Annotated in this window: 22 protein-coding genes and 1 pseudogene; 11 read left to right on the forward strand and 12 right to left on the reverse strand. The window is 56.1% G+C overall.

Annotated features, from left to right (window positions below):
- Positions 1-82 precede the first annotated feature (82 nt).
- Both QE408_RS04950 and QE408_RS04955 read right to left on the reverse strand, forming a co-directional pair.
- Positions 83-1,846: a methyl-accepting chemotaxis protein gene (locus QE408_RS04950; RefSeq protein WP_306929010.1), complete on the reverse strand. Its 1,764-nt coding sequence runs from the start codon at positions 1,844-1,846 to the stop codon at positions 83-85.
- Between the two features lie 178 nt (positions 1,847-2,024).
- Positions 2,025-2,468: a PPC domain-containing DNA-binding protein gene (locus QE408_RS04955; protein ID WP_306929012.1), complete on the reverse strand. Its 444-nt coding sequence runs from the start codon at positions 2,466-2,468 to the stop codon at positions 2,025-2,027.
- Positions 2,469-2,591: 123 nt separating this feature from the next.
- Between QE408_RS04955 and QE408_RS04960 the strand changes: the two genes are divergently transcribed.
- Positions 2,592-3,074, forward strand: a complete 483-nt coding sequence (locus QE408_RS04960; RefSeq protein WP_306929014.1) for a pyridoxamine 5'-phosphate oxidase family protein — start codon at positions 2,592-2,594, stop codon at positions 3,072-3,074.
- Between the two features lie 68 nt (positions 3,075-3,142).
- On the opposite strand, the pseudogene QE408_RS04965 reads toward QE408_RS04960, so the two are convergent.
- The 4 genes and pseudogenes from QE408_RS04965 to repA form a co-directional block, all read right to left on the reverse strand.
- Positions 3,143-4,517 (reverse strand): annotated as a pseudogene (locus QE408_RS04965) (cytochrome P450).
- Between the two features lie 131 nt (positions 4,518-4,648).
- Positions 4,649-5,914, reverse strand: coding sequence for a plasmid replication protein RepC (gene repC / locus QE408_RS04970; RefSeq protein WP_306929015.1), 1,266 nt, complete (start codon positions 5,912-5,914; stop codon positions 4,649-4,651).
- A 302-nt stretch (positions 5,915-6,216) separates the two neighbouring features.
- Positions 6,217-7,230 (reverse strand): plasmid partitioning protein RepB, encoded by a 1,014-nt coding sequence (gene repB, locus QE408_RS04975; RefSeq protein ID WP_306929017.1) that lies wholly within the window; start codon positions 7,228-7,230, stop codon positions 6,217-6,219.
- Complete coding sequence (gene repA, locus QE408_RS04980; RefSeq protein WP_306929019.1) at positions 7,227-8,441, reverse strand: plasmid partitioning protein RepA; 1,215 nt, start codon at positions 8,439-8,441, stop codon at positions 7,227-7,229. The genes repB and repA overlap by 4 nt, the downstream gene beginning before the upstream one ends.
- Before the next feature lie 349 nt (positions 8,442-8,790).
- On the opposite strand from repA, the gene QE408_RS04985 reads away from it, so the two are divergent.
- On the forward strand, positions 8,791-10,215 hold the full coding sequence (locus QE408_RS04985; RefSeq protein WP_306929021.1) for an FAD/NAD(P)-binding protein: 1,425 nt from the start codon (positions 8,791-8,793) through the stop codon (positions 10,213-10,215).
- Between the two features lie 130 nt (positions 10,216-10,345).
- On the opposite strand, the gene QE408_RS04990 is transcribed toward QE408_RS04985, so the two are convergent.
- On the reverse strand, positions 10,346-11,680 hold the full coding sequence (locus QE408_RS04990) for an aspartate aminotransferase family protein (RefSeq protein WP_306929022.1): 1,335 nt from the start codon (positions 11,678-11,680) through the stop codon (positions 10,346-10,348).
- A 148-nt stretch (positions 11,681-11,828) separates the two neighbouring features.
- Here QE408_RS04990 and QE408_RS04995 point away from each other — a divergent pair, with 148 nt between their 5' ends.
- On the forward strand, positions 11,829-12,377 hold the full coding sequence (locus QE408_RS04995; RefSeq protein WP_306929024.1) for a cupin domain-containing protein: 549 nt from the start codon (positions 11,829-11,831) through the stop codon (positions 12,375-12,377).
- A 100-nt stretch (positions 12,378-12,477) separates the two neighbouring features.
- Here QE408_RS04995 and QE408_RS05000 read toward each other — a convergent pair whose 3' ends face one another.
- Together QE408_RS05000 and QE408_RS05005 are read right to left on the reverse strand one after the other, a co-directional pair.
- Positions 12,478-13,089 carry a flavodoxin family protein gene (locus QE408_RS05000; protein ID WP_306929025.1) on the reverse strand — a complete coding sequence of 204 codons (612 nt, stop codon included), beginning with the start codon at positions 13,087-13,089 and terminating at the stop codon, positions 12,478-12,480.
- A 102-nt stretch (positions 13,090-13,191) separates the two neighbouring features.
- The gene (locus tag QE408_RS05005; RefSeq protein WP_306929027.1) at positions 13,192-14,307 is read right to left on the reverse strand and encodes a Gfo/Idh/MocA family protein; all 1,116 of its coding nucleotides are present in this window, start codon (positions 14,305-14,307) and stop codon (positions 13,192-13,194) included.
- A gap of 380 nt (positions 14,308-14,687) precedes the next feature.
- On the opposite strand from QE408_RS05005, the gene mbfA reads away from it, so the two are divergent.
- Positions 14,688-15,671, forward strand: coding sequence for an iron exporter MbfA (gene mbfA / locus QE408_RS05010; RefSeq protein WP_306929029.1), 984 nt, complete (start codon positions 14,688-14,690; stop codon positions 15,669-15,671).
- 3 nt (positions 15,672-15,674) lie between these two features.
- Here the strand turns inward: mbfA and QE408_RS05015 are convergent, their stop codons facing one another.
- Positions 15,675-16,112 carry an Lrp/AsnC family transcriptional regulator gene (locus QE408_RS05015; protein ID WP_306929031.1) on the reverse strand — a complete coding sequence of 146 codons (438 nt, stop codon included), beginning with the start codon at positions 16,110-16,112 and terminating at the stop codon, positions 15,675-15,677.
- A 134-nt stretch (positions 16,113-16,246) separates the two neighbouring features.
- On the opposite strand from QE408_RS05015, the gene QE408_RS05020 reads away from it, so the two are divergent.
- Entirely contained in the window at positions 16,247-17,167 is a 921-nt protein-coding gene (locus tag QE408_RS05020; RefSeq protein WP_306929033.1) for a DMT family transporter, read from the forward strand.
- Between the two features lie 40 nt (positions 17,168-17,207).
- On the opposite strand, the gene QE408_RS05025 is transcribed toward QE408_RS05020, so the two are convergent.
- Both QE408_RS05025 and QE408_RS05030 read right to left on the reverse strand, forming a co-directional pair.
- The gene (locus tag QE408_RS05025) at positions 17,208-17,822 is read right to left on the reverse strand and encodes a transglutaminase-like cysteine peptidase (protein WP_306929035.1); all 615 of its coding nucleotides are present in this window, start codon (positions 17,820-17,822) and stop codon (positions 17,208-17,210) included.
- Positions 17,823-18,044: 222 nt separating this feature from the next.
- Positions 18,045-18,839 carry an alpha/beta hydrolase gene (locus QE408_RS05030; RefSeq protein WP_306929038.1) on the reverse strand — a complete coding sequence of 265 codons (795 nt, stop codon included), beginning with the start codon at positions 18,837-18,839 and terminating at the stop codon, positions 18,045-18,047.
- A gap of 180 nt (positions 18,840-19,019) precedes the next feature.
- Here QE408_RS05030 and infC point away from each other — a divergent pair, with 180 nt between their 5' ends.
- The 6 genes from infC to pheT all read left to right on the forward strand — a co-directional run bounded on the left by infC (position 19,020) and on the right by pheT (position 24,923).
- Positions 19,020-19,556, forward strand: a complete 537-nt coding sequence (infC, locus tag QE408_RS05035) for a translation initiation factor IF-3 (RefSeq protein WP_111847509.1) — start codon at positions 19,020-19,022, stop codon at positions 19,554-19,556.
- 194 nt (positions 19,557-19,750) lie between these two features.
- Positions 19,751-19,954, forward strand: a complete 204-nt coding sequence (gene rpmI / locus QE408_RS05040; protein ID WP_027674722.1) for a 50S ribosomal protein L35 — start codon at positions 19,751-19,753, stop codon at positions 19,952-19,954.
- A 40-nt stretch (positions 19,955-19,994) separates the two neighbouring features.
- Positions 19,995-20,399: a 50S ribosomal protein L20 gene (rplT, locus tag QE408_RS05045; RefSeq protein WP_027674723.1), complete on the forward strand. Its 405-nt coding sequence runs from the start codon at positions 19,995-19,997 to the stop codon at positions 20,397-20,399.
- 126 nt (positions 20,400-20,525) lie between these two features.
- Entirely contained in the window at positions 20,526-21,398 is an 873-nt protein-coding gene (locus tag QE408_RS05050; protein WP_306929050.1) for a serine/threonine protein phosphatase, read from the forward strand.
- Positions 21,391-22,473: a phenylalanine--tRNA ligase subunit alpha gene (gene pheS / locus QE408_RS05055; RefSeq protein WP_306929051.1), complete on the forward strand. Its 1,083-nt coding sequence runs from the start codon at positions 21,391-21,393 to the stop codon at positions 22,471-22,473. The genes QE408_RS05050 and pheS overlap by 8 nt, the downstream gene beginning before the upstream one ends.
- Before the next feature lie 26 nt (positions 22,474-22,499).
- On the forward strand, positions 22,500-24,923 hold the full coding sequence (gene pheT / locus QE408_RS05060; protein WP_306929053.1) for a phenylalanine--tRNA ligase subunit beta: 2,424 nt from the start codon (positions 22,500-22,502) through the stop codon (positions 24,921-24,923).
- The last annotated feature ends 50 nt before the right edge of the window (positions 24,924-24,973 follow it).

Below are 24,973 nucleotides of genomic sequence, written 5' to 3' on the forward strand. Positions count from 1 at the left end.
AAGCCACGGCTTGGTTTCCACGATCCGCTGTAAATGCGGGCCGGGCAGCCCTACCAGCGCAAAAAGGCAGAGGACGACGATGTTAGAATTCCGTCCATTCAGCCTTGACCGCCGCGCTCCCATGCGAGACGAATTTCGGGCTTGAGCGCTGGACTGGCGGTTTGGCCTGAACGGGTTTGGACGGTGCCGATGTGACCGCCGCACGGTCATCGAAGCGGAACTGCTCCAGCAAGGCAAAGAGCGCCTTTGCTTCTGCTGCAAGGCCATGGCTGGCTGCCGTCTGCTCTTCGACCATGGCCGCATTCTGCTGCGTGCCCTGGTCTACGAGATTGATAGCGCGATTGATATCGTTGAGAGCGGTGGACTGCTCGCGCGCTGACTCGATGATTGCGCCGATATCCTTGTTGATGTCCTGAACATTGCCGGCGATCTCCTGCAGCGCTTCGCCAGCTTTGCCAACCAGCGTGACGCCATTGGCGACCTGAGCGCCGGAAGCAGTGATCAGCGCCTTGATCTCCTTTGCCGCGGAGGCTGACCGTTGCGCCAATTCTCTGACCTCCTGGGCGACGACGGCAAAGCCTTTGCCGGCCTCTCCGGCACGCGCGGCTTCCACGCCCGCATTCAATGCAAGCAGATTGGTCTGGAAAGCAATCTGGTCGATCACACCAATGATATTGGAGATCTCGTTCGACGACTGGTTGATCCTGTCCATCGCCAGCATGGCCTCGTTCACGATCGCACCAGAGCGATCTGCATGAGCTTTCGCGCGTCCCACCAGTTGGCCGGAGTCTTCCGCCCGTTGGCTTGAATCCTTCACCGTTGTGGTAATCTCCTCAAGCGCTGCTGCAGTCTCTTCCACCGATGCTGCCTGTTGCTCCGTCCGCTTTGCGAGATCGTCAGCGGAGATGCGGACTTGATGCGCACCGGCAGAAATCGTCTCAGCATTGCTGCGCACGGTCGACATAGCATCTCGCAGCTTGGCGGATGCGGCATTGAAGTCACGGCGCAGCCGGTCAAGTGCCGCTATAAACGGTGTATCGATCGTTTGCGACAGGTCGCCATGGGCAAGGCTTGTAAGAGAATTGGCCAGTCTCTCGACATTTTCGACGCGATCTGTCACGTCCGTCGCGAACTTGACGACCTTGAAGACCCGCCCTTTGAAATCGAAGACCGGGTTGTAGGATGCTTGAATATGGACGGGGCGCCCGCCTTTGCCCACCCGCATGAACTCGCCGGCGACAAACTCTCCAGCGTTGAGTTTCCGCCACATCTCCGCGTAGTCCGGGCTCGCCGCAAAAGCGGCATCAACGAACATTCTATGGTGTTTGCCAACGACTTCAGAAGCCGTGTAGCCAAGCGCCTGCAGGAAGTTCTGGTTTGCACAGAGGATTGTGCCATCCGTCTTGAACTCGACCACCGCCTGAGCTCTTGAGATCGCCTCGATCTTCGCGCCCGTATCGATGCCATGCATCTTGGTCTGCGTGATGTCGTTGGCGAATTTGATGATCTTGAGCACTTTGCCAGCGCTGTTCTTGATCGGATTGTAGTTGCCGCGAATGAAGATTTCCGTCCCATCCTTGGCAAGCCGGGTAAACTCGCTGCAGATGAAGTCTCCGCTGCGAAGCTTGTTCCAGAAGGTCTTGTAATCGGCTGACCGCGCATAATCGTCGTCCAGGAAAATACTGTGGTGTTTTCCACGGAGCTCCGATGACGAGTATCCCATCAGGTCACAGAAGTTTTTGTTGGCTTTAAGGATGTTGCCATCCACGTCAAACTCGATGACAGCAAAGGACAGATCCAGTGCGTTCAAGATTTTTGCGGCATCGGAATTGTAGAGAAGCGCCATGGGCCATGTTCCTGAAGAGCGGTTTGGACCATCCTCTCATGTCGAAGTTAATAATTTAGTGAAGAAAAAATTGAGTCTCTCTAATTAAGCTTTACTCTAAAGTCTAATATCCCCGCCTATAGACAACGTCCCCTCAGCATTCACTTCGACGAAGCGTCATGAGCCCATTGTCTCTCCTTCAGATATCGATCAGCGCAATACCGAGTTCCGGCTTCTTGCGTCGACGCAAAGCAACAGCACTTTCTCGGATCATGATCTCCAATGTGGGGTGTACAATACCGCTGATGAAATGCCCTCCCTTCGTCGAGCGATCGGCAAAACCGAGAACAGCATGCAGGTGCAGACTGGCTTTTCCGGCGTCATCGACTGCGACATCGCCAATGGCGCTTAGAACTTCAGACTGGGTATCGACCGGAATGTCGATGTAGCTTTTCTGTGCGAAGTCGAAAAAACCGAGCTTAGCCTGTTTGAAGGCACCGATTGCGGTCAATGAGGCTCCGGTGATGTTCTCCTCTTCACAGAACTTGGTGATGGCGGCAAAGGCTTCCTCTCCATCGTCCAGGACCAGAACGAAGTTTCGCTCGCTCCACGGATCGCTTCTGCCCAGTTCTTTGCTTTGCATGTGCTGTCGCTTTCTGCCGATTATATCCTGCGGACAAACTGGCCGTATGCTTTGGAAGTTCCCTCAGGAGGAACGATGTCACGGCGAAGGTCGTTCAAGGAGCATCGATTACAGGAGGGCCAGATGGCACATATCGAAGACGACAACGCAAAGGTCTGGGATCTGGCTGAAAAGATCCGCTTTTGCATGCTGACGACGCAAACAGGCTCAGATCTTCGCGCACGGCCAATGGCTGCTCACGCCGAGCAGTTGGAAAATTCCTTCTATTTCCTGACCGATGTCGCAAGTCATAAGGATGAGGAGATCGCACGACATCCAAATGTCTGCCTGGCTTTCGCGGATTCGAAGGGCCAAAAATATGTCTCGATCTCCGGCACCGCGGAGGTTCAGAACGACCGCGAGCGGATCCGCGACCTGTTTTCGACGCCAGCAAAAGCGTGGTGGGACAGTGCGGAAGATCCATCCATTCGTGTCCTGAAGGTCACCCCATCATCCGCAGAATACTGGGACAGCCCCGGCACCGTCATTAGCTATATCAAGATGGCGGCCGCGGCCGTGAGTAACACTCGCCCCGATATGGGCGAAAACGCCAAGGTCGAGATGTAAAACAACGACGGCCAGCGATGATGCGCTGGCCATTCTTCTCTCTGACCTGCATATGGCCCTGCCCAACTTTACGCCGCTACAACCGTCATCTTCAGACTGGTTCTTGGCCTCAGCGTTACCTTCATCAGCGGTTCGGGTGTGTTGCCAGCCGTTCTCAAGCGAAGCTTCTGTAAAATGACGGCCAGAACGGCAACGGCCTCCATCACAGCAAAAGCGTTTCCGATGCATATTCGGGGGCCTGCACCGAAAGGCATGTAGGCATAACGGTGCCGGGCCTTGGTTGCGTCTGGTCGAAATCTGTCAGGATCGAACGTTTCCGGCGCGCTCCAGATTGCAGCGTGGTGATGCACGGCATAGATCGGAACGAACATCACGGTGCCCTCCGGCACGAGATAATCTCCAAGCTTGAAGTCTTTGAGTGCTGTCCGAGTGATGATCGGGGCTGGTGGGTAAAGCCGCATAGCTTCGGAAAACACCTGCCTCGTATAGTGCAGCTCCGCGATATGCTCCGGTCTTACCTCGCCGCCCTGAGTGACCTCGTCAATTTCCGCCGCTACACGCGCCTCGTATTCGGGGTGCCGCGCCAGAAGATCGAAAGTCCAGGCGAGACCAAGGGCTGTCGTCTCATGGCCAGCGGTGATGAAGGTCATCAGATTGTCGATGATCTCCTCGTCAGTCATCTTACGCTCCGTTTCCGGGTCGGTTGCCGCAATCAGCATGGAGACGAGATCGTGACGATCCGATGGGCTACGCCGACACTCCTCCAGAACGCTCGTCAGGCTGGAGCGCAGAAACTCCACCGCCTTCGTCGGCCCGCCGCCTTCCTGGATAGGGCGTCCAGTCCGGCGCGCCCACGACCCCAAGCGCGAATGTCCAGCCGCTTGGTCGAAGATAATCCGTGATGCTACGTTCAACAAGATTCACATCAATGCCATGACCACCCGACATCATCGTTTCGACAATGATATCGAAGGTCGTCTTCATCATCTCATGGCCGACATCAACTGTTTCACCTTGCTGCTTCAACAATCGGTCGCTCGTTTGTCGCGCAGCAGCAAGCATGGCCGGCTGAAGCTCTGTCAAGGAAGACGGGCGAAATGCGCTGGCAACCGACTGACGTTGCCATTTCCAGTGTGCTCCGTCGGCCGTCAACAACCCAGACCCAAGTGCTGGCCCCAGCGCGCGGCGAACCTGATCGCCCTTCCCCAGTACATCCGCATTCTTGACCAGTGCCTCTTGGATCAGCGCAGGATCAGAGATGTAGATACTGACCCTTCCGGCTGTCTTCGAAAAAACCAGCGGTTCGGTAAAGACTGCCGGCGGCAGGGCGTCGAGTGGATTGCGGATAAGCGCCAATAGTGCTCTCGCCGTTGACGCTTCCGTCACAGGCCCCATTGGCCTCAGTGATACGCTCTGGTCGTTCAATGGACTGCTCCCTGTCATTTGCTCTCCTTGCTTCTGATATGGGAAGCCTGAAGCAGATTGCGACGGTGACGAAGTCGTTATGGCGGTCTTGTTAATCTTCATCCTTTCTCATGATCCGGGCATATGGATGTCTCACAGGGTCCAGGTGTTCAGCAGAGAAGTTGAGAGGGGCGCGCATTGTTCGCCATCTTAGATCGAAGAAGGGCCATCAGCATGGGTTTTACAGTGAAGCTGTCGCTGTGCTTCTTCTTGATGAGGCTTCTCAAATAGCCACCTGCGGAATTGATCTGTTCAGATCTTTCCAAGATACACGCTATGATTGCGCATGTGGCCTGAGGACCTACCTGTCTCTCCGCCTCGTCATAAGCAGACTGACTGATTGAAAGCATGGATTTTACCACATTTGCTGCACTTTGGAGGTCTGTCCAGCTTCTGACAACGCCACCAGGACCGTAAAGCGAGATTTCAGGGCATGCTCGTAGCACTGTCTGAAGATCATATTTCTCTTCGTTGACGGTTGCCTCTGCTAGGCTGGAGGGATTTGTGCGGATTGCTGGTCGAGACGTCGTGGAGATATCGGCTTGAGGGCTGTCTGCGTTTTCCACAAGGTCGGCATCTTCAAAATAGGATTCGGATTCTGAACTCTGTATAAGCCGCTCATTTTGATAGGCATTGGCGCTTGTTTTTTCGATTTCTAGCTGTTTTTCCAAAAGCTTAGCAATATCGTCACGAACTTCGCTCAATTCTACCAGAATGAGGCTTAGCTGTGGTGCCTTCGTTTTGCGATCCAGCTTTGCAGTGATCACGATTTGACGTGCGCGAAAGACATCCAGTCGCTCATGATCGGTGCAATCGGCGAGAAACTCGATGAGTTTGACAATGTCACGTCGGCATAGGCTGATTTTTTCACGCAGACGCTGGAGTTGAAGACGTTCCTCGGCGAGCATTTCCGCAATTGCTTCGATCTCGTCAGAACGTGCGATGAGGGGGGACAGCGAAAATCCGAAAGCATCGCTGATACTGCCGGCGCGGTTTTTCCTGGCATATCGTTTGCCGTTTGGACTGTCCTTGCGCAGAATAAGCCCTGCATCGACAAGCGCTGCGAGATGCCGGCGTAGTGTCTGCTCCGACATTCCATGGGCCCGCAGCGACAACTGTTCGTTGGATGGGAAGACCACCAAACCATGTTCGTCGGAGAGTTCCGTTTTCGGATAGAAGCTCAGAAGGGCATTGAGAACGGCAAGAGACCGATCAGAAACGCCGAGAACGTTTCTTGCTTCGCAGATGCGGCGGAAGAGTTTCCATTTGTCGATGGACTGTTCCGCACTGATGTTTTGAGACGCAAATTGGTGTGCGAGTTGGGCATAACTAACCCCTCGCCGCCCAAAGGGCGTCGTTACAGTATCGCTATTCATGTCTTTCACCTTCAACGAGGCAAAAGAAAATCGCTCACCGAAAAGATTTCGATGCCAAGACTCTTGACTATGATTCGCGGAAATGAGATTCTTCGGGTGCTTAAATCAAAGAAAGGCTTCCGCGCGGCAACGTTCGGGGGCTTTTTTCTTTTGGGCCAGATGCTCCTGTTTCTGTTTCTGTTTCAGTTATGGGTTTCGTTAAAGCGCGTCGAAATCTTGGGAGATCCGTCTCGCGCTTCAATGTCGTGTTTCGAATTCCTCGTAGCTCAAAGCCTCAACTGACCTTGAGCGACAGACGGGTCCTACTGTTTCGAGCGATACTCCTCGAATAAAGTTTGCAGATGCTCCAGAACGAAAGAAGCAAACTCAGGTGCTTCCTTGCGATCGATGGAGATATCAACCTTGCGCTCCGTCTCGACGATCTTCGCGAGCTTCTGACCGCTCTTCAACGCCAGAACGCCGCTGCGCTTGGGCTCGACCTTAGGCTTAAGATATTCCAGCAGAGCCTTGAAACGCTCTTCCGACGCAAGTCTTTCGATGCGATCATCGTCAAGAAAAGACCGTGCAACATCATTCACCTTGGATGACGTCAACTGGTCAGCGAGATCCATCCAGTTTCGACGGCCGACGCCAGGGGCAGGACCAATCTTATCAACGATGTCATCGGGAATACGCCCGACGACCGAAAGCATGTTCGAAAGATCGCTCTTATAGAGAGACATCGCGGCCATGATGGTATCGCGCGAAAATCTGAGCTGTAGCTTCTGTGCGAAGCGCGCTTTCTCAATATAGCTGAGATCGCGGCGTTCGTTGTTTTCCTGGCCTTGGGCGACGACAAGCTGCTCATCTGTCAGATCACGGACGACAGCGCGGACAGGAATACCGATCTCCGCAACAGCACGTAGACGACGATGTCCGAAAGCGACCTGATAGCGACCGGGTCTGTCGGGATGTGGACGAACCAGGATCGGGACCTGCTGGCCTTGTTCACGAATGGCTTCGACCAACCCTACATCCGCTTCGCGCGACGCTGGCATGCGGTCAGGAATAAAGGACGGATCGATATCGGCCGGATCAAGAGCGACGATCGCCAAGCCTTCAGCCAGCTTCTTCTCGATTTCTTCGGCACGTTTGCTGCGTTCAGAAACCTCGTTGAGAGACTGACCGATCATTCCAACGGGCGAATTGACCGTGTCGGTCACCAAATCCGGCGAGCCGAGAATAGGACGAATACGTGGACGCGGACGCTCCGCAGCGGCTTCGTTGTTATCGGCACTATTGCCGCCGAGATTGGCGAAGATTTGCTTTCTGCTCATGCGGTTCTACCCCACGCTTTTTTTATCAGGCCTTCAATTTCGGCATTTACGTTAGTCATGGCTTCCAAGGCACGATCATAGGTTGACCGGGTGAAGAGGGTCCGTTCGACTTCAAACAAGGTCTGATTGGTCAAACCGGCGTCGGAGATCGCCGTGCTCTTCAGCATTGGATGGTTCAGAACGTTCTCACCGAAGATGGAACGGAGGAACGCCACCATCTGGTTTTGCGGTCCGTCGCTTGGTTCGAAGCGGGTCACGAGATATCGCATCCAATGATAATCGGAGCGCGCACCGGCGCGGCCGATTTCAGAGAGAAGATCGCCGGTCATCGCCAAGAACTGGTTCATGGACATGACGTCCAGCATTTGAGGGTGAACCGTGACGAGAACGGAGGTCGCGGCAGTCAGCGCCGAGAGTGTCAGATAGCCGAGCTGTGGAGGGCAATCGATGACAACGACGTCGTAGAAGTTCTGCACCTGAGCGATTGCCTGACCGATGCGGGCGAAGAACAACGTGTCGCCAGGCGCGCGGCGCATCAAAGCACGAGGAGTGTCATGCTCGAACTCCATAAGCTCCAGATTGCCAGGAATGATGTGGAGGTCAGGGATGTAGGTGCCCCTGACAATTTCTGCCACCGGACGCTGTTCATCGTCGTAGCGGATGGCACCATATAGTGTTTCGTTTGGACCAACATCCAATTCAGGCTGGTGACCGAAGAGGGCGGACAGACTGGCCTGCGGATCAAGGTCGATGGCGAGAACGCGATAGCCGCGCAACGCCAGATATTGAGCGAGATGCGCAGAGGTTGTCGTTTTGCCCGAACCGCCTTTGAAATTCATGACAGCGACGACCTGAAGCGCTTCACCGTCACGGCGATGTGGCAGATAGCGCCGAGTGCCGCGGGCGCCCTGATCGAGATGCTTGCGGATGGCATGGATGTCATCGACCGAGTAGCTGCGGCGGCCGCCACTTTGGGACGCGCTGAGGTCCGGCATCTCGGCAGCGATCTGGCGCAGATAGGCCTCGCCGATACCGATCAGCTTTGCCGTCTCGGACGGAGAGAAGGTGCGCATGATCTTTTCGGACAACGGCGCAAATGTGTGAGCATTGTGCGCCTGAAGCTGTGCAGACAAAGCTGCCGAATGCTGTAAGATGAGGCTCGTGAGATCGGGCGCTCTTTCAGCATTGTTTGGGTCGGCACCAGGTGTCATTTCTCTCTTTTCCGCTCGTTAGATCAATTGCGGTTTTTTCCGTCGAAATCGGATTTTTCCGCAACTGGGATATAAGCGCCGATTCTCTTTTCGACGCAATAGGCATTTCTCGGCCCAAACATGAATCTTTTCAGCGTCATACAAGTGCATTTTGAATCAGAAAGAGAGTTTCCGGGCGCGCGACAAATACGTCACGAAGATCCCGCTCTCGCATGTACTCTGTGTTAGCCGCGGCTAACGCGTCTGTTCTGACTTCCCTGCTGCTGCGCGCCTGCTTTGTGTCGATGCTTTCATTTGCTTTTTGGGGCGGCGTGAGCTTTGTTGTTGAGGCAATACCAAGGAGGCCAATATGATCTATGACGTCGCGGTGGTGGGATCCGGATTTTCAGCGATCAGTCTGGTGACCAACCTTTTACAATTGCTTCCGGCGGGTACGTCGATTGCTATCGTCGGTGACGATGCCGGTTTCGGAAGAGGAACCGCATATAGGACGGAATTGCATCTTCATCGATTAAACGTTCCAGCGGCGCGTATGAGCGCCTTTGCCGATCGTCCCGATGACTTTCTCAACTGGCTGAAAAGCCGAGAGCGAGATGTGGATGGCTCCGGTTTCGCGAGCCGCAATGATTACGGACTTTATTTGCGCGATACGCTGGCAGCACTTCTCAGAGATCAAAGGCAGCGAATTCGGGTTGATTTCGTCAAGGCCAAAGCGATGTCCTGTGCTGCCTCTGAAAATGGTTGCGTCGCCTTCCGTCTCAACGACGGAACCTCGCTGAAGTCTGCAAGGGCCATCCTGTGTCTCGGCGTTGGGACGGCGAGTTTACCGCGGCTAACTCGGGAAGCAGACATTGCTCTTTTGCGCCGCGTCGTTAGAAACCCTTGGCGTCTCAACTGGCTCTCCAAGGTTCAGCCCGATGACACCATCTGTATCCTAGGCTCCGGCCTGACGATGATCGATCAAGTCTTGTCGCTACGGAATATGGGGCATCACGGCAAGATCCATGTTGTTTCCCGACGCGGTCTTGTCCCTCATGGTCACAGTACATCGCCCGTTACACCTGTAGACCCGACACTTGACCTGGATCGAAGCGAAATCAGTCAACTCCTTGCTGCTCTCAGGCGTCGTGTGAAGGCGGGAGCAGAGTGGCGCGCCGTTATGGATGGTCTACGTCCCCATACTCAAAAACTCTGGCAGTCGCTCAACCAACCGAAGCGCGCGCGGTTCCTGCGACATGCTTTGGCCTGGTGGAACATTCATCGGCACCGTGTCGCGCCGCAGGTCCATGACGTTTTCGAGGGTCTACTGAATGAGGGCGTGGTCGAAGTCCACGCTGGTTTTGTTCTGAGTATCGCGAGAGAGAAGCAGGGGCCTTTGCTGACCTACCGTAAGCGCGGCGGAACGGACGAGGTCGTTCTACCTTTTGACTGGCTGGTGAACTGCACCGGAATGGAGCGGGCCGGCATCGCCCATTCACCGCTTCTGCAGCAGATGGTCACGGACAAGATGATCGATACGGATCCGCTCGGGTTGGGCATCAAGGTCGACGCGCAGTCACAAGTCCTGACGGTTGATGGGCATGCTCACCCGCACCTCTTTGCGGTAGGTGCCTTGACAGCGGGGCAGTTTTGGGAAATTACTGCTGTACCTGATATCCGCGTGCAGACTCGCAAGGTTGCCGAAAAGATCCAGCATCTTATTCGAGACGAGTCATCGCCAAGTGATCAAAATCAATCAAAAATGTGCATACGAAGTGCAGAAAGCAAAGTCTGACTTTGCTTTGATATGAGGATTTTTCTCATTATATTACAATGAGATAAAAGTTCTTAAATTTTAACTCAATTCCATCAAATGTGCGTCCGGGGAGGGTCTTCACCCCGGACGTTTTTCCTCGTTTTGGCTATCACGCCGCCCGCTGCAAAGCGTCGCCGATCATGGAGACGATCGTATCGATCTGATCTTCTTCAATGATCAACGGCGGCGACAGCGCAATGATGTCTCCCGTAACGCGGACGAGAAGCCCTGTCTTAAAGCAATCGACAAAGACGTCGTAAGCCCGTGCTCCCGGTGCACCGTCGCGCGGGGCGAGCTCGATGGCGCCGACGAGGCCGAGATTGCGGATGTCCACAACATGGGGTGCACCCTTCAATCCATGCAGATCATCTTCCCATTTCTGTGCAAGAGATGCCGCACGTGTCAGAAGACTTTCTTCCTCATAAATCTCCAGCGTGGCGATGCCGGCAGCGCAGGCGACTGGGTGGCCGGAATAGGTATAACCGTGGAAAAGTTCGATCTGGTTCTCCGGGCCGTGCATCAGCGCGTCGTAAATGTACCTCTTCGCGAATACGGCACCCATCGGGATCGATCCGTTGGTGATACCCTTGGCGGTCGTAACCAGATCCGGAACAACGCCGAAATAATCGGTCGCGAATGGCTGACCGAGGCGACCGAATCCGGTGATAACCTCGTCGAAGATCACCAGGATGCCGTGCTTGTCGGCGATGGCGCGCAGCCTTTCCAGATATCCTTTTGGCGGCAGTACCACACCGGCTGAGCCGGACATGGGTTCAACGATCACCGCAGCAATCGTTTCCGCGCCGTGAAGGGCAACAAGGCGTTCCAGATCTTCTGCTAACTCCAGCCCATGTTGTGGGAGGCCTTTGCTAAAGGCGTTGCGCTCAACATCGAGTGTGTGGCGCATATGGTCGGCGGGGATTTGCGGGAAGACACGGCGGTTGTTGACGAGGCCGCCAACCGAGATGCCGCCGAAGCCAACGCCGTGATAACCCTTTTCGCGACCGATGATGCGGGTGCGTGTACCCTGACCGATGGCGCGCTGATAGGCGATGGCGATCTTGAGCGCGGTGTCGACAGATTCAGAACCCGAGCCGGTGAAGAAGACGCGATCAAGCTCGGCCGCGGCACCGCCCGGTGCGTGCGCAGCAAGCTTCTCGGCAAATTCAAAAGCGATGGGATGGCCCATCTGGAATGTCGGCGCGAAATCCATGGTGGAGAGCTGACGCTCGACAGCCGTCGAGATCCGCTTGCGGCCATGGCCCGCATTCACGCACCACAAGCCTGCCGTGCCGTCGAGGATCCGGTTGCCGTCGATATCGGTGTAGTACATGCCCTCGGCGCTGGCCAGCAGACGAGGTGATGCCTTGAACTGGCGGTTTGCCGTGAATGGCATCCAGAAATTGGCGAGGTTTGGCATGTTGGGTTTGCTTTGATGGTCCATGAGGGTCCCCTTGACTTGGATGATGCATCCATCCGCGACTTTATCGCTCTAAACAAGTCCTTTTCTCTTCAGTCCTAACCTATTGTTTTGACTGAGTAGAAGGGTGTATGTTTGTGCTATACCGAACATGTGAAACGCGGAGATTTCAATGAGCGTCGATATTGGCAACAGATTGCGTCATCTTCGGTCGATGCACAAGTTGTCGCAACGCGAGTTGGCCCGCAGAGCAGGTGTGACAAACTCGACGATTTCGCTGATCGAGTCCAATTCGGCCAATCCGTCTGTTGGTGCATTGAAACGGATTCTGGACGGCATTCCGATCGGCCTTGCGGAATTCTTCGCCTTCGAGCCCGAGAAACCGCGCAAGGCTTTTTATGCAGCGGAGGAACTGGTCGAGATTGGCAAAGGGCCGATTTCCTACCGGCAAATCGGAGACAATCTGTTCGGCAGGAGTTTGCAGATTCTCAAAGAGTGCTATCAACCCGGTGCCAGCACCGGTCGAGTGCCACTGGTGCATGATGGGGAAGAGGGCGGCATCGTACTCTCCGGGCGTCTGGAGGTGACTGTCGATGATGAGCGCCGCATTCTCGGGCCGGGTGACGCGTACTATTTCGAAAGCAGGCGTCCCCATATTTTTCGCTGCGTTGGCCCGGTGCCCTGCGAAGTCATCAGTGCCTGCACGCCACCAAGCTTTTAAATGGCCTGCCACCGCGATTTTATTAGCCGACTAATTCATGGTTTCGACTGATATCGCAATTGCCGTTCGATCTCATCAACGAAGATGTGGAAACCCGTTATCATGCTTGGTCTGGATAGGGATTGCCTCTCGTCAGCTTTGCCAAGTGCGCGGTGTTGCGAGCCAGCATGTCGACGGCCTTCGTCACTGTTTCGGGAATGCGCTCCAGATCGGAAAAGTTTGTGCTGCCCATCGCTTCGCCCACCCAATAGGCCACCGCGTTCGGGGCGATCGTAAAGCCGACATCGTTCAGGGCCTGATAGAGTTCAGCGGACACGTGATGGGCACCGTCTTCATTGCCGACAACGGCTACGGCAGCCACACGCCCGTAAGATACCATTCTGCCAGCATCATCGGTTTCTTCAAGAAATGCGTCCATTCGTTCCAGCGCCCGCTTCGAAACGCTGCTGGGCTGTCCAAGCCATATCGGTGTGCCGAGTATGAGGATATCCGAGTCGAGAATCTTTCGACGGATCGCCGGCCAATCGTCTCCTTCTCCCTCATCAGAGGTGACGCCCGGCTTTATATTGAAGTCGGCAAGGCGGATGGTTTCGGTCTCTACGCCATCTTTCGACAGGGCTGACGCGATGAGTGCCAGCATGCGGTCGGTCGATGATGGCTCGCCGCCAGATGCCTTCAGGGTTGCGTTGAGCGCGATCGCTTTCAAAGCCACTGTCTTCTCCTCCAAAATGAACATCATCTCGTAACCGCGACACGAGAGGCTTGTTCCCGTGTCGCGGACTGCTTGTGACGCATGGAGGCGCGTGGAACTGATTTACTTCGACTGGGGAATGATGCTGATCATCTCGTCTTCTGATGGCTGGTCGGCGGGATCCAAGTGAAGCGCCTGGTCGGCTTCGACCCTGCGAGATCGTGAAGCAGCGGGTAACGTCACGGTCTCCCCGGTCTCAAGCGACCGCTCAACCGCGGCGAGGACGCGCATGTCCATCAGACCCTCTTCGCCATCGGCTTCAGGATCACGGTCGTTTAGAATGCAGTCGGAGAAATACTGCGTTTCGTTGCCGAATTGGTCGACCGGCTCGAAGACGTGCTCCTTCTCCCTGTCATCGGTAATTTCGCGGTAAGCGATCCCGACAGAAGGTCCGAACATGTAGCAGGGCGATGCTTCGATGGTTGATTTCGTTCCGACCAGCGTAAAGTTTTCGGCCGATGCCGTCGCGTAACTCACGGTAAACTGAGCCGTCCGCTCTTCTGGAAATAGCAAAGTGACTGCGACCGTGTCGTGAAAGTTGAAGCCGCGATCCCTGGTCTTGGTTCCTACCGCGTGGACCGCGATGGGTTCGCTGCCAAAGAGATTGCGCACAGCATTGAGCGGATAGGCACCCATGTCGGGTACCGGCCCACCCCAATAGCCGTTATGACCACGAGAGTTTTCTTCTGCGACATTCTGGGCAAACGTTGAGGAGAAGCTGCGGAGATCACCAAAGTCGCCATTACGGGCGCGCGTAAAAAGCTCGACATTGCCGGGCTCATGATGAAGACGGTATGCGATCATCAGCTTGGCGCCGCTTTTCTTCTGTGCTGCCAGGATCTGTTCAGCCTCATCGACACTTGACGCCATCGGCTTTTCCAGAAGCACGTGAATGCCAGCTTCGAGAGCGGCAACGGCAAATGGGGCGTGACGGAAGTTTGGGGTGGCGATATAAACGGCGTCAATTTCACCGGATTTCAGCAGTTCATCATATTGCTCGTATGACCAAGCCTTTATCTCGTAAAGTTTTGCAAGCTTGTCTGCTTTCACCGGATCACCGGTCACAAGTGCGGTCAGTTCTGAGTTGTTGGTTTGCTTGATGCCGGGCATGAAGGCCTGCTGTGAGATCTGGCCTCCGGCAACGACGGCGTAACGGATTTTCTTTTCTGGAGATGGCATTGTGCTCTCGAAACTCGCTGGATTGGGGGAGCAACACAGCCGGATGCGGCATTGCAAATGAGAAATGCAGGACCGTCAGCAATGTTCCGGATCAGGTATGTCGTGGTCCATCCCGGGCTTGTCGTAACCAGCCTTCAGTCTCACAGTCTGCGCAAAATCGGGAGGGACGGAGGCGTCGACGGTGGGCGAGCTCAACCGATATTTAAGTTGTTGGTTGTGCCCGTTTTGCGCGCCTGTAGGCTTTGACCTTACATCGCAGCATGGCGTGTTGTCCGGAAACGTCCTCGGCTTGCTAGAGGAAACCTTCTTAGAACCATTCTAAATATCTTGCGAAGCGTGCTTCGGTGAGTTAATTAGAATCATTCTAAAAAGGTGATCCTATGTTCCGCAGTCTCTTCTCCTCATCCAAACGTCCCTTTTCCACGCTCAACGAGCAGGAAATCCTTGCCCTGGCCATATCGTCGGAAGAGGACGATTCACGGATCTACCGGTCCTATGCAGATCATTTGCGCGCGCAATACCCGCAATCCGCTAAGATTTTCGATGACATGGCAGAAGTGGAGCACGCCCATCGCAATGTCCTGATCGACATGCACAAGCGCCGCTTTGGCGATGTCATTCCACTCATTCGGCGCGAGCATGTGCGTGGCTTTTACGAGCGCAAGCCGGACTGGCTGATCCATACCCTATCGCTGGAGCATATACGCGAACAGGCAGAGGAGATGGAGCGGCAGGCCATTCGCTTCTATGACGAGGCAATTCGCCACGTGACCGATGCGGAAACGCGGAAGCTCCTCGGGGATCTGGCCGAAGCGGAACGGGGGCATGAAGACATTGCCGGCATGCTCAGCGATAAGCACCTTCCCGAAGATGCGCGCTCGGAAGAGGATGAGACCTCCAAGCGGCAGTTCCTGCTGACCTATGTGCAGCCGGGTCTTGCAGGCCTGATGGACGGCTCGGTTTCCACGCTTGCGCCTATCTTCGCCGCAGCCTTCGCCACCCAGGATACGTGGCAGACCTTTCTGATCGGTCTGTCCGCCTCTGTCGGCGCGGGCATTTCCATGGGCTTTACCGAAGCCGCTCACGATGATGGCAAGCTTTCAGGACGCGGATCGCCGCTGAAGCGCGGCCTGGCGTCGGGTATCATGACCGCTGTCGGCGGTCTTGGTCACGCGCTTCCCTACCTCATTCCGCACTTCTGGACGGCGACCGCGATTGCAGCCGTCGCGGTGTTCATCGAGTTGTGGGCGATTGCCTTCATCCAGAACAGGTTCATGGAAACGCCGTTCTTGCGCGCCGTGTTTCAGGTGGTTCTTGGTGGCTCGCTGGTTCTGGCGGCCGGTATCATCATCGGTCACGGATGAGTATCAGGACAGAGGAAGCAGCCGGCGTTTGATCGGCTGCAGCTTCACGATGGACGTGTTGGTCTCCGCCTTGTCGGCGATCTTGTCGAGGATTGTGTCCAGCTCCTCGATCGAGCGGACATGCAGACGGGCGATGAAGCAATCGTCTCCGGTCACCTTATCGCATTCTGAAATCTCGGGGATTGCCTCGATAAGCTGTTGAACGACATGCAGCTTGCCGGGCAATGGACGAACACGAATGATGGCCTGGAGAGTGAACCCGATACTCGCCGGGTCGATTTCCACGGTAAATCCGCGGATGACACCTCGCTCTTCCAGCCGCTTGATCCGCTCGGACGTGCTCGGCGCCGACAGACCCACCTGCTGTGCAAGTTCCTTCACAGACATTCTGCCGTCATTCGACAGAAGCTGTAGGATGCGTTTATCGATATCATCGAGCATGGGCGCCTCCTGTTAAGTGGATGTCGTTGTCAGCCTTCATTACGTAAGCAAAACTACCTTAAAGCCTTTGAATGATCAAGTTAATCGGCGCCGTGATCCGTTAAGATTTCCTCACGATGAAGGGGAGCCTAACGATGACTGAAAAGATGCGCGGCGTAATCGAAATGGCAAGCGCGATGGTGATTTCCGGCACCATCGGTATGTTTGTTGTCTTGTCCGGTCAGCCCGTGACGAGTGTTGTGTTCTGGCGCTGCGTTTTCGGTGCGGCAATCCTGCTGCCGATTTGTGCGGCGATGGGATTTTTCCGGCTTGGTATCATTTCGCGCAAACAGTTCGGTTTCGCAGTTCTCGGCGGAATGGCGATCGTCACGAACTGGCTGCTCTTATTCGCCGCCTATCCACGCGCTTCGATTTCAATCGCAACTGCGGTCTACAATACCCAACCCTTTATGCTGGTCGCCATGGGCGCGCTTTTTTTGTCGGAGCGGCTGACGCTCAATAAGATCCTGTGGCTCGCCATTTCATTTCTCGGCACGCTGGCCATTATCTATGCGAAGCCCGGTGCCGGATATTCCGGTGAAAACTATCTGGCGGGAATTGCGCTCGCTCTCGCCGCGGCCTTCTTCTATGCGGTAGCCGCCATCATCGCCAAAAAACTGAAAGGCGTTCCACCGCAACTGATCGCGCTCATTCAGGTGGTAACCGGCGTTTTTCTGCTCCTGCCGTTTTCGGCAGACGGTCCTCGCATCGAGGCGCAAGCCTGGATGATTCTGGTGACGCTCGGCGTCGTTCACACCGGGCTGATGTATATTCTGCTCTACGGAGCAATCCAGAAATTACCGACGAACCTCACCGGTTCCCTGTCCTTCATCTATCCGGTAGCTGCGATCATCATCGACCGTATTGCCTTCGGCCATCACCTGCAGCCATTGCAGATCATCGGCGTCGTCGCCATTCTCATGGCCGCAGCAGGCTCGACATTGGGTTGGTCTGTCGTTCCACGGCTGAAATCAAAGCGCGACGCCTCACAAAACACGCCGCGGTCCGCGCTTTGATAACTGGACACTGAAGTGGCTCACGCCGGATGCGATATGCTTAGCGCAACGCGCCAACCAGAACATCGCGGCCATCTTCGATGGAGACCCAGCGACCTGTGTTGAAGGACGCCTGACGCTTCAGATAGGTGTAGTTGGTGTCGGTCCACAGCTTCACCTCGTTCGACAAATTGTCGAGGATGAAGTCGCCGTCATTGGTCCGCACGGTCAACACCGCATGGCCTTCGCCATCGGGCTTGCGCACGACAGTGATAAGAAGATCCGAGACGGCAAAACCCTTCTCGATCAGCTTCTTGCGCTTCAAAAGCACGAAGTCTTCGCAATCGCCTGCGGTCTTGGGATATTCCCAATACTCGTCCTTGCCATAGACTTCCTGATCCGTCATGGCGACGATGGTGGTGTTCACTTCGGTGTTGATGTCGCGGATGACAGTCCAGCCGTAATCCGTCACGCGAGGAGCAGGTGTCAGCTTGCTGCGAATATCGCACTCGGATGCGTATCGCTGGCAAAATTCATAATGGCCGATCGGCTGCGATGTAATGCCGCCCGTCACCATGGCCGGGCTGCCCTTGTTCTCGGCCTGCACGGAGGCAGCAGAAAATAGTGCGGCCGCCACTGCCATGAGCAGCGCCCGTGCCTGCGATGCATTCATCATCAAACCCGTCCCTTGAAGTCTTAATAAAGTGTTAAGAGAGATAAGGGGTAAGTGTCAATCCGAACCGGGGTTTCTATGAACGCAAGATGAATATTATGGTTAAGACCGTTGCCGAAATGCTCACGGCACCGTCGCGAAAATCGAAATCGATTTTCGAGAAGAACGATGCTTGGATCCAAAGGGATAGGGCGTCCTTTGCGCGTCCAAAGGACGCGCGGCGCCCTAGGCTACAAGGCTCTTGACCGCGGCGAGCATTCGCTCGATATCCTGGGGACGCGAAAGCCGATGGTCGCCATCACGGATAAGGCTCAAGACCACGTCGTCGGCAGGCAGGTGTTCCATAAGCCGCAGCGCATGTTGATAAGGGACGTCCTCATCGCGCATGCCCTGCAGAATGTGAACGGGGCAGCCGGTATCGATCACGCCCTTCAATACCAGATTGTCGCGGCCGTCCTCCATCAGATCGCGGGTGAAGATGTTGGGCTCAAGGCTATATTCCGATGGCTCCTCGAAATAGCCGCGCTCCGTGAGCGATGCTTTTTCGGCGTCGGTCAGATTGGGCTCGATCAGTTCTGCGGTGAAGTCCGGCGCCGGGGCGATGAGAACGAGACCGGCAACTTTCGGGCCCTTGCCACGCTTGCGCAGTTCCTCGATCAGTCTGAGCGCAATCCATCCACCCATGGATGACCCGATGAGGATGGCGCTTTCGGGTGCCTTGTCGTCGAGGACAGCAAGAGATTCCTCCAGCCATCTTGAAATGGTGCCTTTCCTGAACTCGCCCTTGGAAGCGCCATGGCCAGAATAATCGAAGCGGATGCAGGAAAGCCCCTCCTGTTGCGCAAAGCGGTCGAGCTCGACGGCCTTCGTGCCCGTCATGTCGGAGCGATATCCGCCAAGCCAGACGAGGGCAGGGCGATGATCCAAGTTTTGCGCTGCGCGAGAAAGGATAGCGATCTCACGTGCGGCCTCACCACTGCCAACGACAATATACTCTAGGGCTTCGTGTGCCTGCGTCATCTCATTCTCCTTACGTTTCTTTCCCCTGTAGAGCAGATTCGTAAAACACCACGACAGGAGGTGATTTTTTTGCAAAGGCGTGCTATTGACTTCCCAGCGGCGTTCACGACATTTCAGCCATTTGCACCGACAAGGTGTTTTTGCCGACGCGATACCGAAACAGATCAGGAGAATACGACCATTCGCAGACCGTTCAAAGCCGATGCCCCCGTCAAGGAGGGCCCGCGCTCCAACAGGGAAATTCGCATTCCCAAAATTCAGCTGATTGATGAAGAAGGCCAGAACCTCGGCGTTATGCCGACGGATCAGGCGTTGAAGATGGCAGAAGAGGCCGGTCTTGATCTTGTCGAGATTTCGCCGAACGCAGAACCGCCTGTTTGCAAGATTCTCGATCTCGGTAAGCTGAAATATTCGACGCAGAAGAAGGCGGCCGAAGCGCGCAAGAAGCAGAAGATCGTCGAAGTCAAAGAAATCAAGATGCGTCCCAATATCGACACCCATGACTATGAGGTGAAGATGAAGGCGATGAACCGTTTCTTTGAAGAAGGTGACAAGGTAAAGGTAACGCTGAAGTTCCGTGGCCGCGAAATGGCTCACCAGGAGCTCGGCATGAAGCTGCTTCAGCAGGTGAAGGAAGATACCCTGACAATCGCCAAGGTGGAAGCCGAGCCGAAGCTCGAAGGCCGCCAGATGATGATGGTGCTTGCACCGAAGTAATGCGTGGCGCGCTGGCGTTAGGCCCAGCGTTTTCCACTCTCGCAGGGGAAGTTTGCCTTCCCCGTTGCGCTTTTTCATAACTGCGGTTATAAGCGCGCGTCCGAACGGTCCGGCAGGGCATGCCGTGGCCGTTCCTGAATAGCTTGAAGCGGGCTTCGTCTGCCTGTTTCGATACAAAATAACGGAGTAGCAAAATGCCCAAGATGAAGACGAAATCCGCTGCAAAAAAGCGGTTCAAGATCACTGGCACCGGCAAGGTTCTCGCAGCCGCCGCCGGTAAGCGCCACGGCATGATCAAGCGTTCCAACAAGTTCATTCGCGACGCGCGCGGAACCATGGTTCTGGCCGAAGCTGACGGCAAAAAGGTCGTCAAGAACTACCTGCCGAACGGTCTCTAAGACTTTTCCGCATTTTTGGACACTTTAAGGAGATCATGACATGGCACGCGTAAAACGTGGCGTAACTTCCCGCGCCAAGCACACCAAGACACTCAAGGCAGCCAAGGGCTTCTACGGCCGTCGCAAGAACACCATCCGCGCAGCAAAGGCAGCGGTTGACCGTTCCAAGCAGTACGCTTACCGCGACCGCAAGGTCAACAAGCGCAACTTCCGCGCTCTGTGGATCCAGCGTATCAATGCTGCTGTTCGCGAATTCGGCCTGACCTATGGCCGCTTCATCGACGGCCTGAACAAGGCTGGCATCGAAGTCGACCGTAAGGTTCTGTCCGACATGGCTATCCATGAGCCAGCAGCTTTCGGCGCGCTCGTCGACGCTGCGAAGAAGGCTCTTGAGTATCTCAAGGACGCAGGTACGGCCAACGAGTTTGAATCCGCTGTAAAGTAATTACGGCGCGGACAAATTGTTGTTCATTTGAAACCCGCGCCGGGCAACCGGGGCGGGTTTTACGTTTGAAATGCTTCCTTCTCAGAAGGAAGCGCTCTGGGGCGCTTTGGCGCCGACGGGACGATCATGCTTCAGGCTGCCAATGCGAGCGAGAGGGAAAAGGGCTTCCATGTTCATCTGGAAGATGCCGATATTGCTGCGCTCATGCAGACCCTGTTGATGAGCGAAAAGCGCATTCAGCGCCTGGAACTGAGTTCCGGTGCCGTGTGGATCAAGCGCCAGGGTACCGAAGAACCACGGCTGTGGAGCAAGTTGCAGGGCTTTGCCGCCCGCCTTCTTCCCTACGCTTTCCTCAGACCGTCCCCCGTTCTCTCGCCCGTCGAGATGATGGCGCGCGAAAAGCGCCGGATGATCGAATTCGGCAGCGCAGGCTTTACCGTTCCGGCAATCATCTATTCCTCCGACACCGCAATCGTGCTGGAGGACGTGGGACCGACCATCCAGGGTATCGTGGCGGCCAAGGGGAGCGAAGGTCATCCGGATCAGTTGCTGGTTCAGTCGGCGATCGAGCTTGGCGCACTTCACGCTGCCGGTCTTTGCCATGGACGCCCACATATTCGCGACTTTTTCCTTAAAGGCGGCCGGATCGGCTTCATGGATTTCGAGGAAGAGCCGCAGGCGGTCATGCCGCTTGCCAGCGCTCAGGCGCGCGACCTCTGGCTGCTGTTCCTGCCATTGAGTGCCTTTGCCGAAAACACCGAGGCAACGCTTGATGCCGCCTATCGCGGATGGGCCGCCCGTGCGCCGCGGGCGACCATTGATGAATTGCATCGCTTGGTGCGTGTGCTTGGCCGATTTTTGCCGCTCGCCCGGTTGATTGGCCGCGTGCAGATGGGTAGTGATCTGCGACGCTTTATCGTGGCGACCGACTTTCTAAAGAATGCTGTTGAAACCGATGTCGGAGCCAAGACCTCCGGCAGGGCAGGAAAAGATGACTGAACTGGACACTTTGAAATCGCAACTGATGTCGGAAATCGCTGCGGCGGCAGACGAGGCCGCCATTGAGGCCGTGCGGCTGTCGGCACTGGGCAAGAAGGGCTCGGTCTCCGAGCTTCTGAAAACGCTTGGAACGATGACGCCGGAAGAGCGCCAGACACGCGGTGCTGCCATCAACCAGTTGAAGAATGAAGTGGCGGACTTCCTGACCGCTCGCAAGAGCGAGTTGAAGGATGCGGCCATCGAAGCGCGGCTGAAGGCCGAGACGCTCGATGTCAGTCTGCCGGTTCGTCAGTCTCCGGCCGAACGCGGCCGTATCCACCCGATCAGCCAGATCGTCGATGAGATCACGGCGATCTTCGCCGACATGGGCTTCTCCATTGCCGAAGGCCCGGATATCGAAACCGACTATTATAACTTCACGGCATTGAACTTCCCGGAAGGGCATCCTGCCCGCGAAATGCACGACACGTTCTTCTTCCAGCCGGATGAAAAGGGTGAACGCAAGGTTTTGCGCACGCATACCTCGCCTGTTCAGGTGCGCACCATGGAAGCGCAGAAGCCGCCGATCCGCATCGTCATTCCCGGCAAGACCTACCGCCAGGATTCCGATGCGACCCATTCGCCGATGTTCCACCAGGTCGAAGGCCTTGTGATCGACAAGAAAGCGCATGTCGGAAACCTTCGCTGGATTCTCGAAGAGTTCTGCAAGACCTTCTTCGAGGTCGATAGCGTCGTCATGCGCTTTCGCCCGTCCTTCTTCCCCTTCACCGAGCCAAGCTTCGAGGTGGATATTCAGTGCGACCGCTCCGGCCCGATCGTCAAGTTCGGCGAGGGCAAGGACTGGATGGAAATCCTCGGCTGCGGAATGGTTCACCCCAATGTGCTGCGTGCCGGTGGGCTCGATCCTGATGAGTATCAGGGCTTTGCCTGGGGCATGGGTCTCGACCGCATCGCTATGCTGAAATACGGCATGCCGGACCTGCGAGATTTCTTCAACGCCGATGTTCGCTGGATGAACCATTACGGCTTCCGCCCGCTCGACATGCCGACGCTGTTCGGCGGTCTGAGCGTCTGATCGGTCAAGTCGAGGAGCAATAGATCATGAAATTCACACTCTCCTGGCTGAAAGAGCATCTCGATACGGATGCGTCTCTGGAGCAGATTTGCGAACGCCTGACGGCAATCGGTCTCGAAGTCGAGGATGTCGATGACAAGGCGGCTTACAAGCCTTTCGTCATCGCCAAGGTCCTGTCGGCGGAAAAGCATCCGGAAGCCGACCGGCTGAAGGTGCTTTCGGTGGATGCCGGTGATGGCAAGCCGGTGCAGATCGTCTGCGGCGCGCCGAATGCGCGTGCTGGCCTGGTCGGCGCGCTGGCACGTCCGGGGACTTATGTTCCGGGCATCGACGTGACGCTTTCCGTCGGCAAGATCCGTGGTGTCGAAAGCCACGGCATGATGTGTTCCGAAAAGGAGCTCAACATGTCCGACAATCACGACGGCATCATCGATCTTCCGGAAGATGCGCCGGTCGGCGCGTCTTTCGCGTCCTACGCCGGGCTCGATGATCCGGTCATTGAAATCAATCTCACACCGAACCGTCCAGACTGCACGTCGATCTACGGCATCGCACGCGATCTGGCGGCCTCCGGTCTCGGCACGTTGAAGACGCGGCCTGCACCAAGCTTCAAGGTCGAAGGCGCGACGCCGGTGGACGTGAAGCTCGAGCTGGATGACCCTGCACTCTGCCCCGGCTTTTCGCTTCGCATCGTGCGTGGCGTGAAGAATGGCCCGAGCCCGAAATGGATGCAGCAGCGCCTTCTCGCAATTGGTCTGCGCCCCATCAACGCACTGGTCGATATCACCAACTACATGACATTCGATCAGGGCCGTCCGATGCATGTCTTCGATGCGGCGAAGGTCAAGGGCGATCTCGTCGTGCGGCGCGCGAAAGAAGGCGAAACCATTCTTGCTCTCGATCAGCGCGAATATACGCTCGGTCCAAACAATGTGGTGATCGCCGACGACAATGGGCTTGAGTCCATTGGTGGCGTGATGGGCGGCGAGCATTCCGGCTGCGACGAGAATACCGTCGACGTGCTGATCGAGTCGGCACTCTGGGATCCGATCAACATTGCCAAGACCGGACGTTCTCTCGGTATCATCACCGATGCGCGCTATCGTTTCGAACGCGGCGTCGATCCGGAATATATGGTGCCGGGCCTCGAGCGTACAACGGAGCTGGTGCTCGAACTTTGCGGCGGCGTTGCCGGGGAAGCCAAGGTCGTCGGCTACAAGGGTTACGAGCCGAAGTGGATCGATTTCCCACTCTCCGAGGTGAAACGCCTTACGGGTCTTGAGGTTTCGGCAGACGAAAGCCTTGCGATCCTCAAGGGTCTCGGCTTCGGCATCGAAGGCTCCGGTGAGCGTGTTTCCGTATCGGTGCCCTCATGGCGTCCGGACATCGATGGCAAGGCGGATCTGGTGGAAGAGGTCATGCGTATCCACGGCGTGGACAACATCAAGCCGGAACCGCTTGAGAGCCTCGGTGCCGTCAACGGGCGCATTTTGACGACGCTACAAATCCGCACGCGTACGGCGCGCCGCGCGCTTGCGAGCCGGGGTATGCTGGAAGCGGTCACATGGTCCTTCATTCCAGAAGCGCAGGCAAAGCTCTTCGGCGGTGGTTCCTCCGCGCTGAAGCTCGCCAACCCCATCGCTGCCGACATGTCCGACATGCGGCCGTCCTTGTTGCCTGGACTTTTGACCGCAGCGCAGCGCAATGCCGACAAGGGCTATGGCGATGTCGCTATCTTCGAAGTGTCCGGTACCTATGAAGGCGATACGCCGGAGGGCCAGCGGCGCGTCGCCGGCGGTGTTCGCCGCGGCACCGCATCGCTTGCCGGTGCAGGCCGCATGTGGTCGAACACAGCAAAGGGCGGCGGAAAGCCCGTCGATGTCTACGATGCCAAGGCAGACGCTCTGGCCGTCATTGAAGCCTGCGGTCTACCGATGGCGAATGTGCAGATCGAGGCAGGTGCTCCGTCTTGGTATCATCCTGGCCGTTCCGGCACGATCAAGATGGGTCCGAAGGTTATTCTCGGTCATTTCGGCGAGTTCCATCCGAAGACGCTGGCCGCGCTCGACGTATCTGGCGTTTATTGCGGCTTCGAGATCTATCTCGACGCCATGCCTGAACCGAAGAAGAAGGCAACGCGCACGAAGCCGGCGTTGGAGCTTTCACCGTTCCAGGCGGTGAAACGCGACTTCGCTTTCGTGGTCGACAAGTCGGTCGAAGCGGGGGCTATCATCAAGGCGGCAACCAGCGCCGATCGTAAGCTCGTCACCGGTGTCAACGTCTTCGACGTTTTCGAAGGCGCTTCCTTGGGTGAGAACAAGAAGTCGATTGCAATCGAAGTTCAGATCCAGCCGACGGACAAGACCCTGACGGATGAGGACTTCGAAGCCTTGACGGCAAAGATCGTCGGCAATGTGGAAAAGACCACGGGCGGCGTGCTCCGCGCGTAATAGGGCCATCGTCATTCGCAATATCAAAACCCGCCTTCACGGCGGGTTTT

Origin of the sequence: Agrobacterium larrymoorei (genome assembly GCF_030819275.1) — a bacterium.
Classification (GTDB): Bacteria; Pseudomonadota; Alphaproteobacteria; order Rhizobiales; family Rhizobiaceae; genus Agrobacterium; species Agrobacterium larrymoorei_B.

Excerpts from the sequence above, each read along its gene's own strand:
- QE408_RS04950 (WP_306929010.1), bottom strand. The coding sequence starts at position 1,846 with ATGGCGCTTCTCTACAATTCCGATGCCGCAAAAATCTTGAACGCACTG.
- QE408_RS04955 (WP_306929012.1), bottom strand. The coding sequence starts at position 2,468 with ATGCAAAGCAAAGAACTGGGCAGAAGCGATCCGTGGAGCGAGCGAAAC.
- QE408_RS04960 (WP_306929014.1), top strand. The coding sequence starts at position 2,592 with ATGGCACATATCGAAGACGACAACGCAAAGGTCTGGGATCTGGCTGAA.
- repC (WP_306929015.1), bottom strand. The coding sequence starts at position 5,914 with ATGAATAGCGATACTGTAACGACGCCCTTTGGGCGGCGAGGGGTTAGT.
- repB (WP_306929017.1), bottom strand. The coding sequence starts at position 7,230 with ATGAGCAGAAAGCAAATCTTCGCCAATCTCGGCGGCAATAGTGCCGAT.
- repA (WP_306929019.1), bottom strand. The coding sequence starts at position 8,441 with ATGACACCTGGTGCCGACCCAAACAATGCTGAAAGAGCGCCCGATCTC.
- QE408_RS04985 (WP_306929021.1), top strand. The coding sequence starts at position 8,791 with ATGATCTATGACGTCGCGGTGGTGGGATCCGGATTTTCAGCGATCAGT.
- QE408_RS04990 (WP_306929022.1), bottom strand. The coding sequence starts at position 11,680 with ATGGACCATCAAAGCAAACCCAACATGCCAAACCTCGCCAATTTCTGG.
- QE408_RS04995 (WP_306929024.1), top strand. The coding sequence starts at position 11,829 with ATGAGCGTCGATATTGGCAACAGATTGCGTCATCTTCGGTCGATGCAC.
- QE408_RS05005 (WP_306929027.1), bottom strand. The coding sequence starts at position 14,307 with ATGCCATCTCCAGAAAAGAAAATCCGTTACGCCGTCGTTGCCGGAGGC.
- mbfA (WP_306929029.1), top strand. The coding sequence starts at position 14,688 with ATGTTCCGCAGTCTCTTCTCCTCATCCAAACGTCCCTTTTCCACGCTC.
- QE408_RS05015 (WP_306929031.1), bottom strand. The coding sequence starts at position 16,112 with ATGCTCGATGATATCGATAAACGCATCCTACAGCTTCTGTCGAATGAC.
- QE408_RS05020 (WP_306929033.1), top strand. The coding sequence starts at position 16,247 with ATGACTGAAAAGATGCGCGGCGTAATCGAAATGGCAAGCGCGATGGTG.
- QE408_RS05025 (WP_306929035.1), bottom strand. The coding sequence starts at position 17,822 with ATGATGAATGCATCGCAGGCACGGGCGCTGCTCATGGCAGTGGCGGCC.
- QE408_RS05030 (WP_306929038.1), bottom strand. The coding sequence starts at position 18,839 with ATGACGCAGGCACACGAAGCCCTAGAGTATATTGTCGTTGGCAGTGGT.
- rpmI (WP_027674722.1), top strand. The coding sequence starts at position 19,751 with ATGCCCAAGATGAAGACGAAATCCGCTGCAAAAAAGCGGTTCAAGATC.
- rplT (WP_027674723.1), top strand. The coding sequence starts at position 19,995 with ATGGCACGCGTAAAACGTGGCGTAACTTCCCGCGCCAAGCACACCAAG.
- QE408_RS05050 (WP_306929050.1), top strand. The coding sequence starts at position 20,526 with ATGCTTCAGGCTGCCAATGCGAGCGAGAGGGAAAAGGGCTTCCATGTT.
- pheS (WP_306929051.1), top strand. The coding sequence starts at position 21,391 with ATGACTGAACTGGACACTTTGAAATCGCAACTGATGTCGGAAATCGCT.
- pheT (WP_306929053.1), top strand. The coding sequence starts at position 22,500 with ATGAAATTCACACTCTCCTGGCTGAAAGAGCATCTCGATACGGATGCG.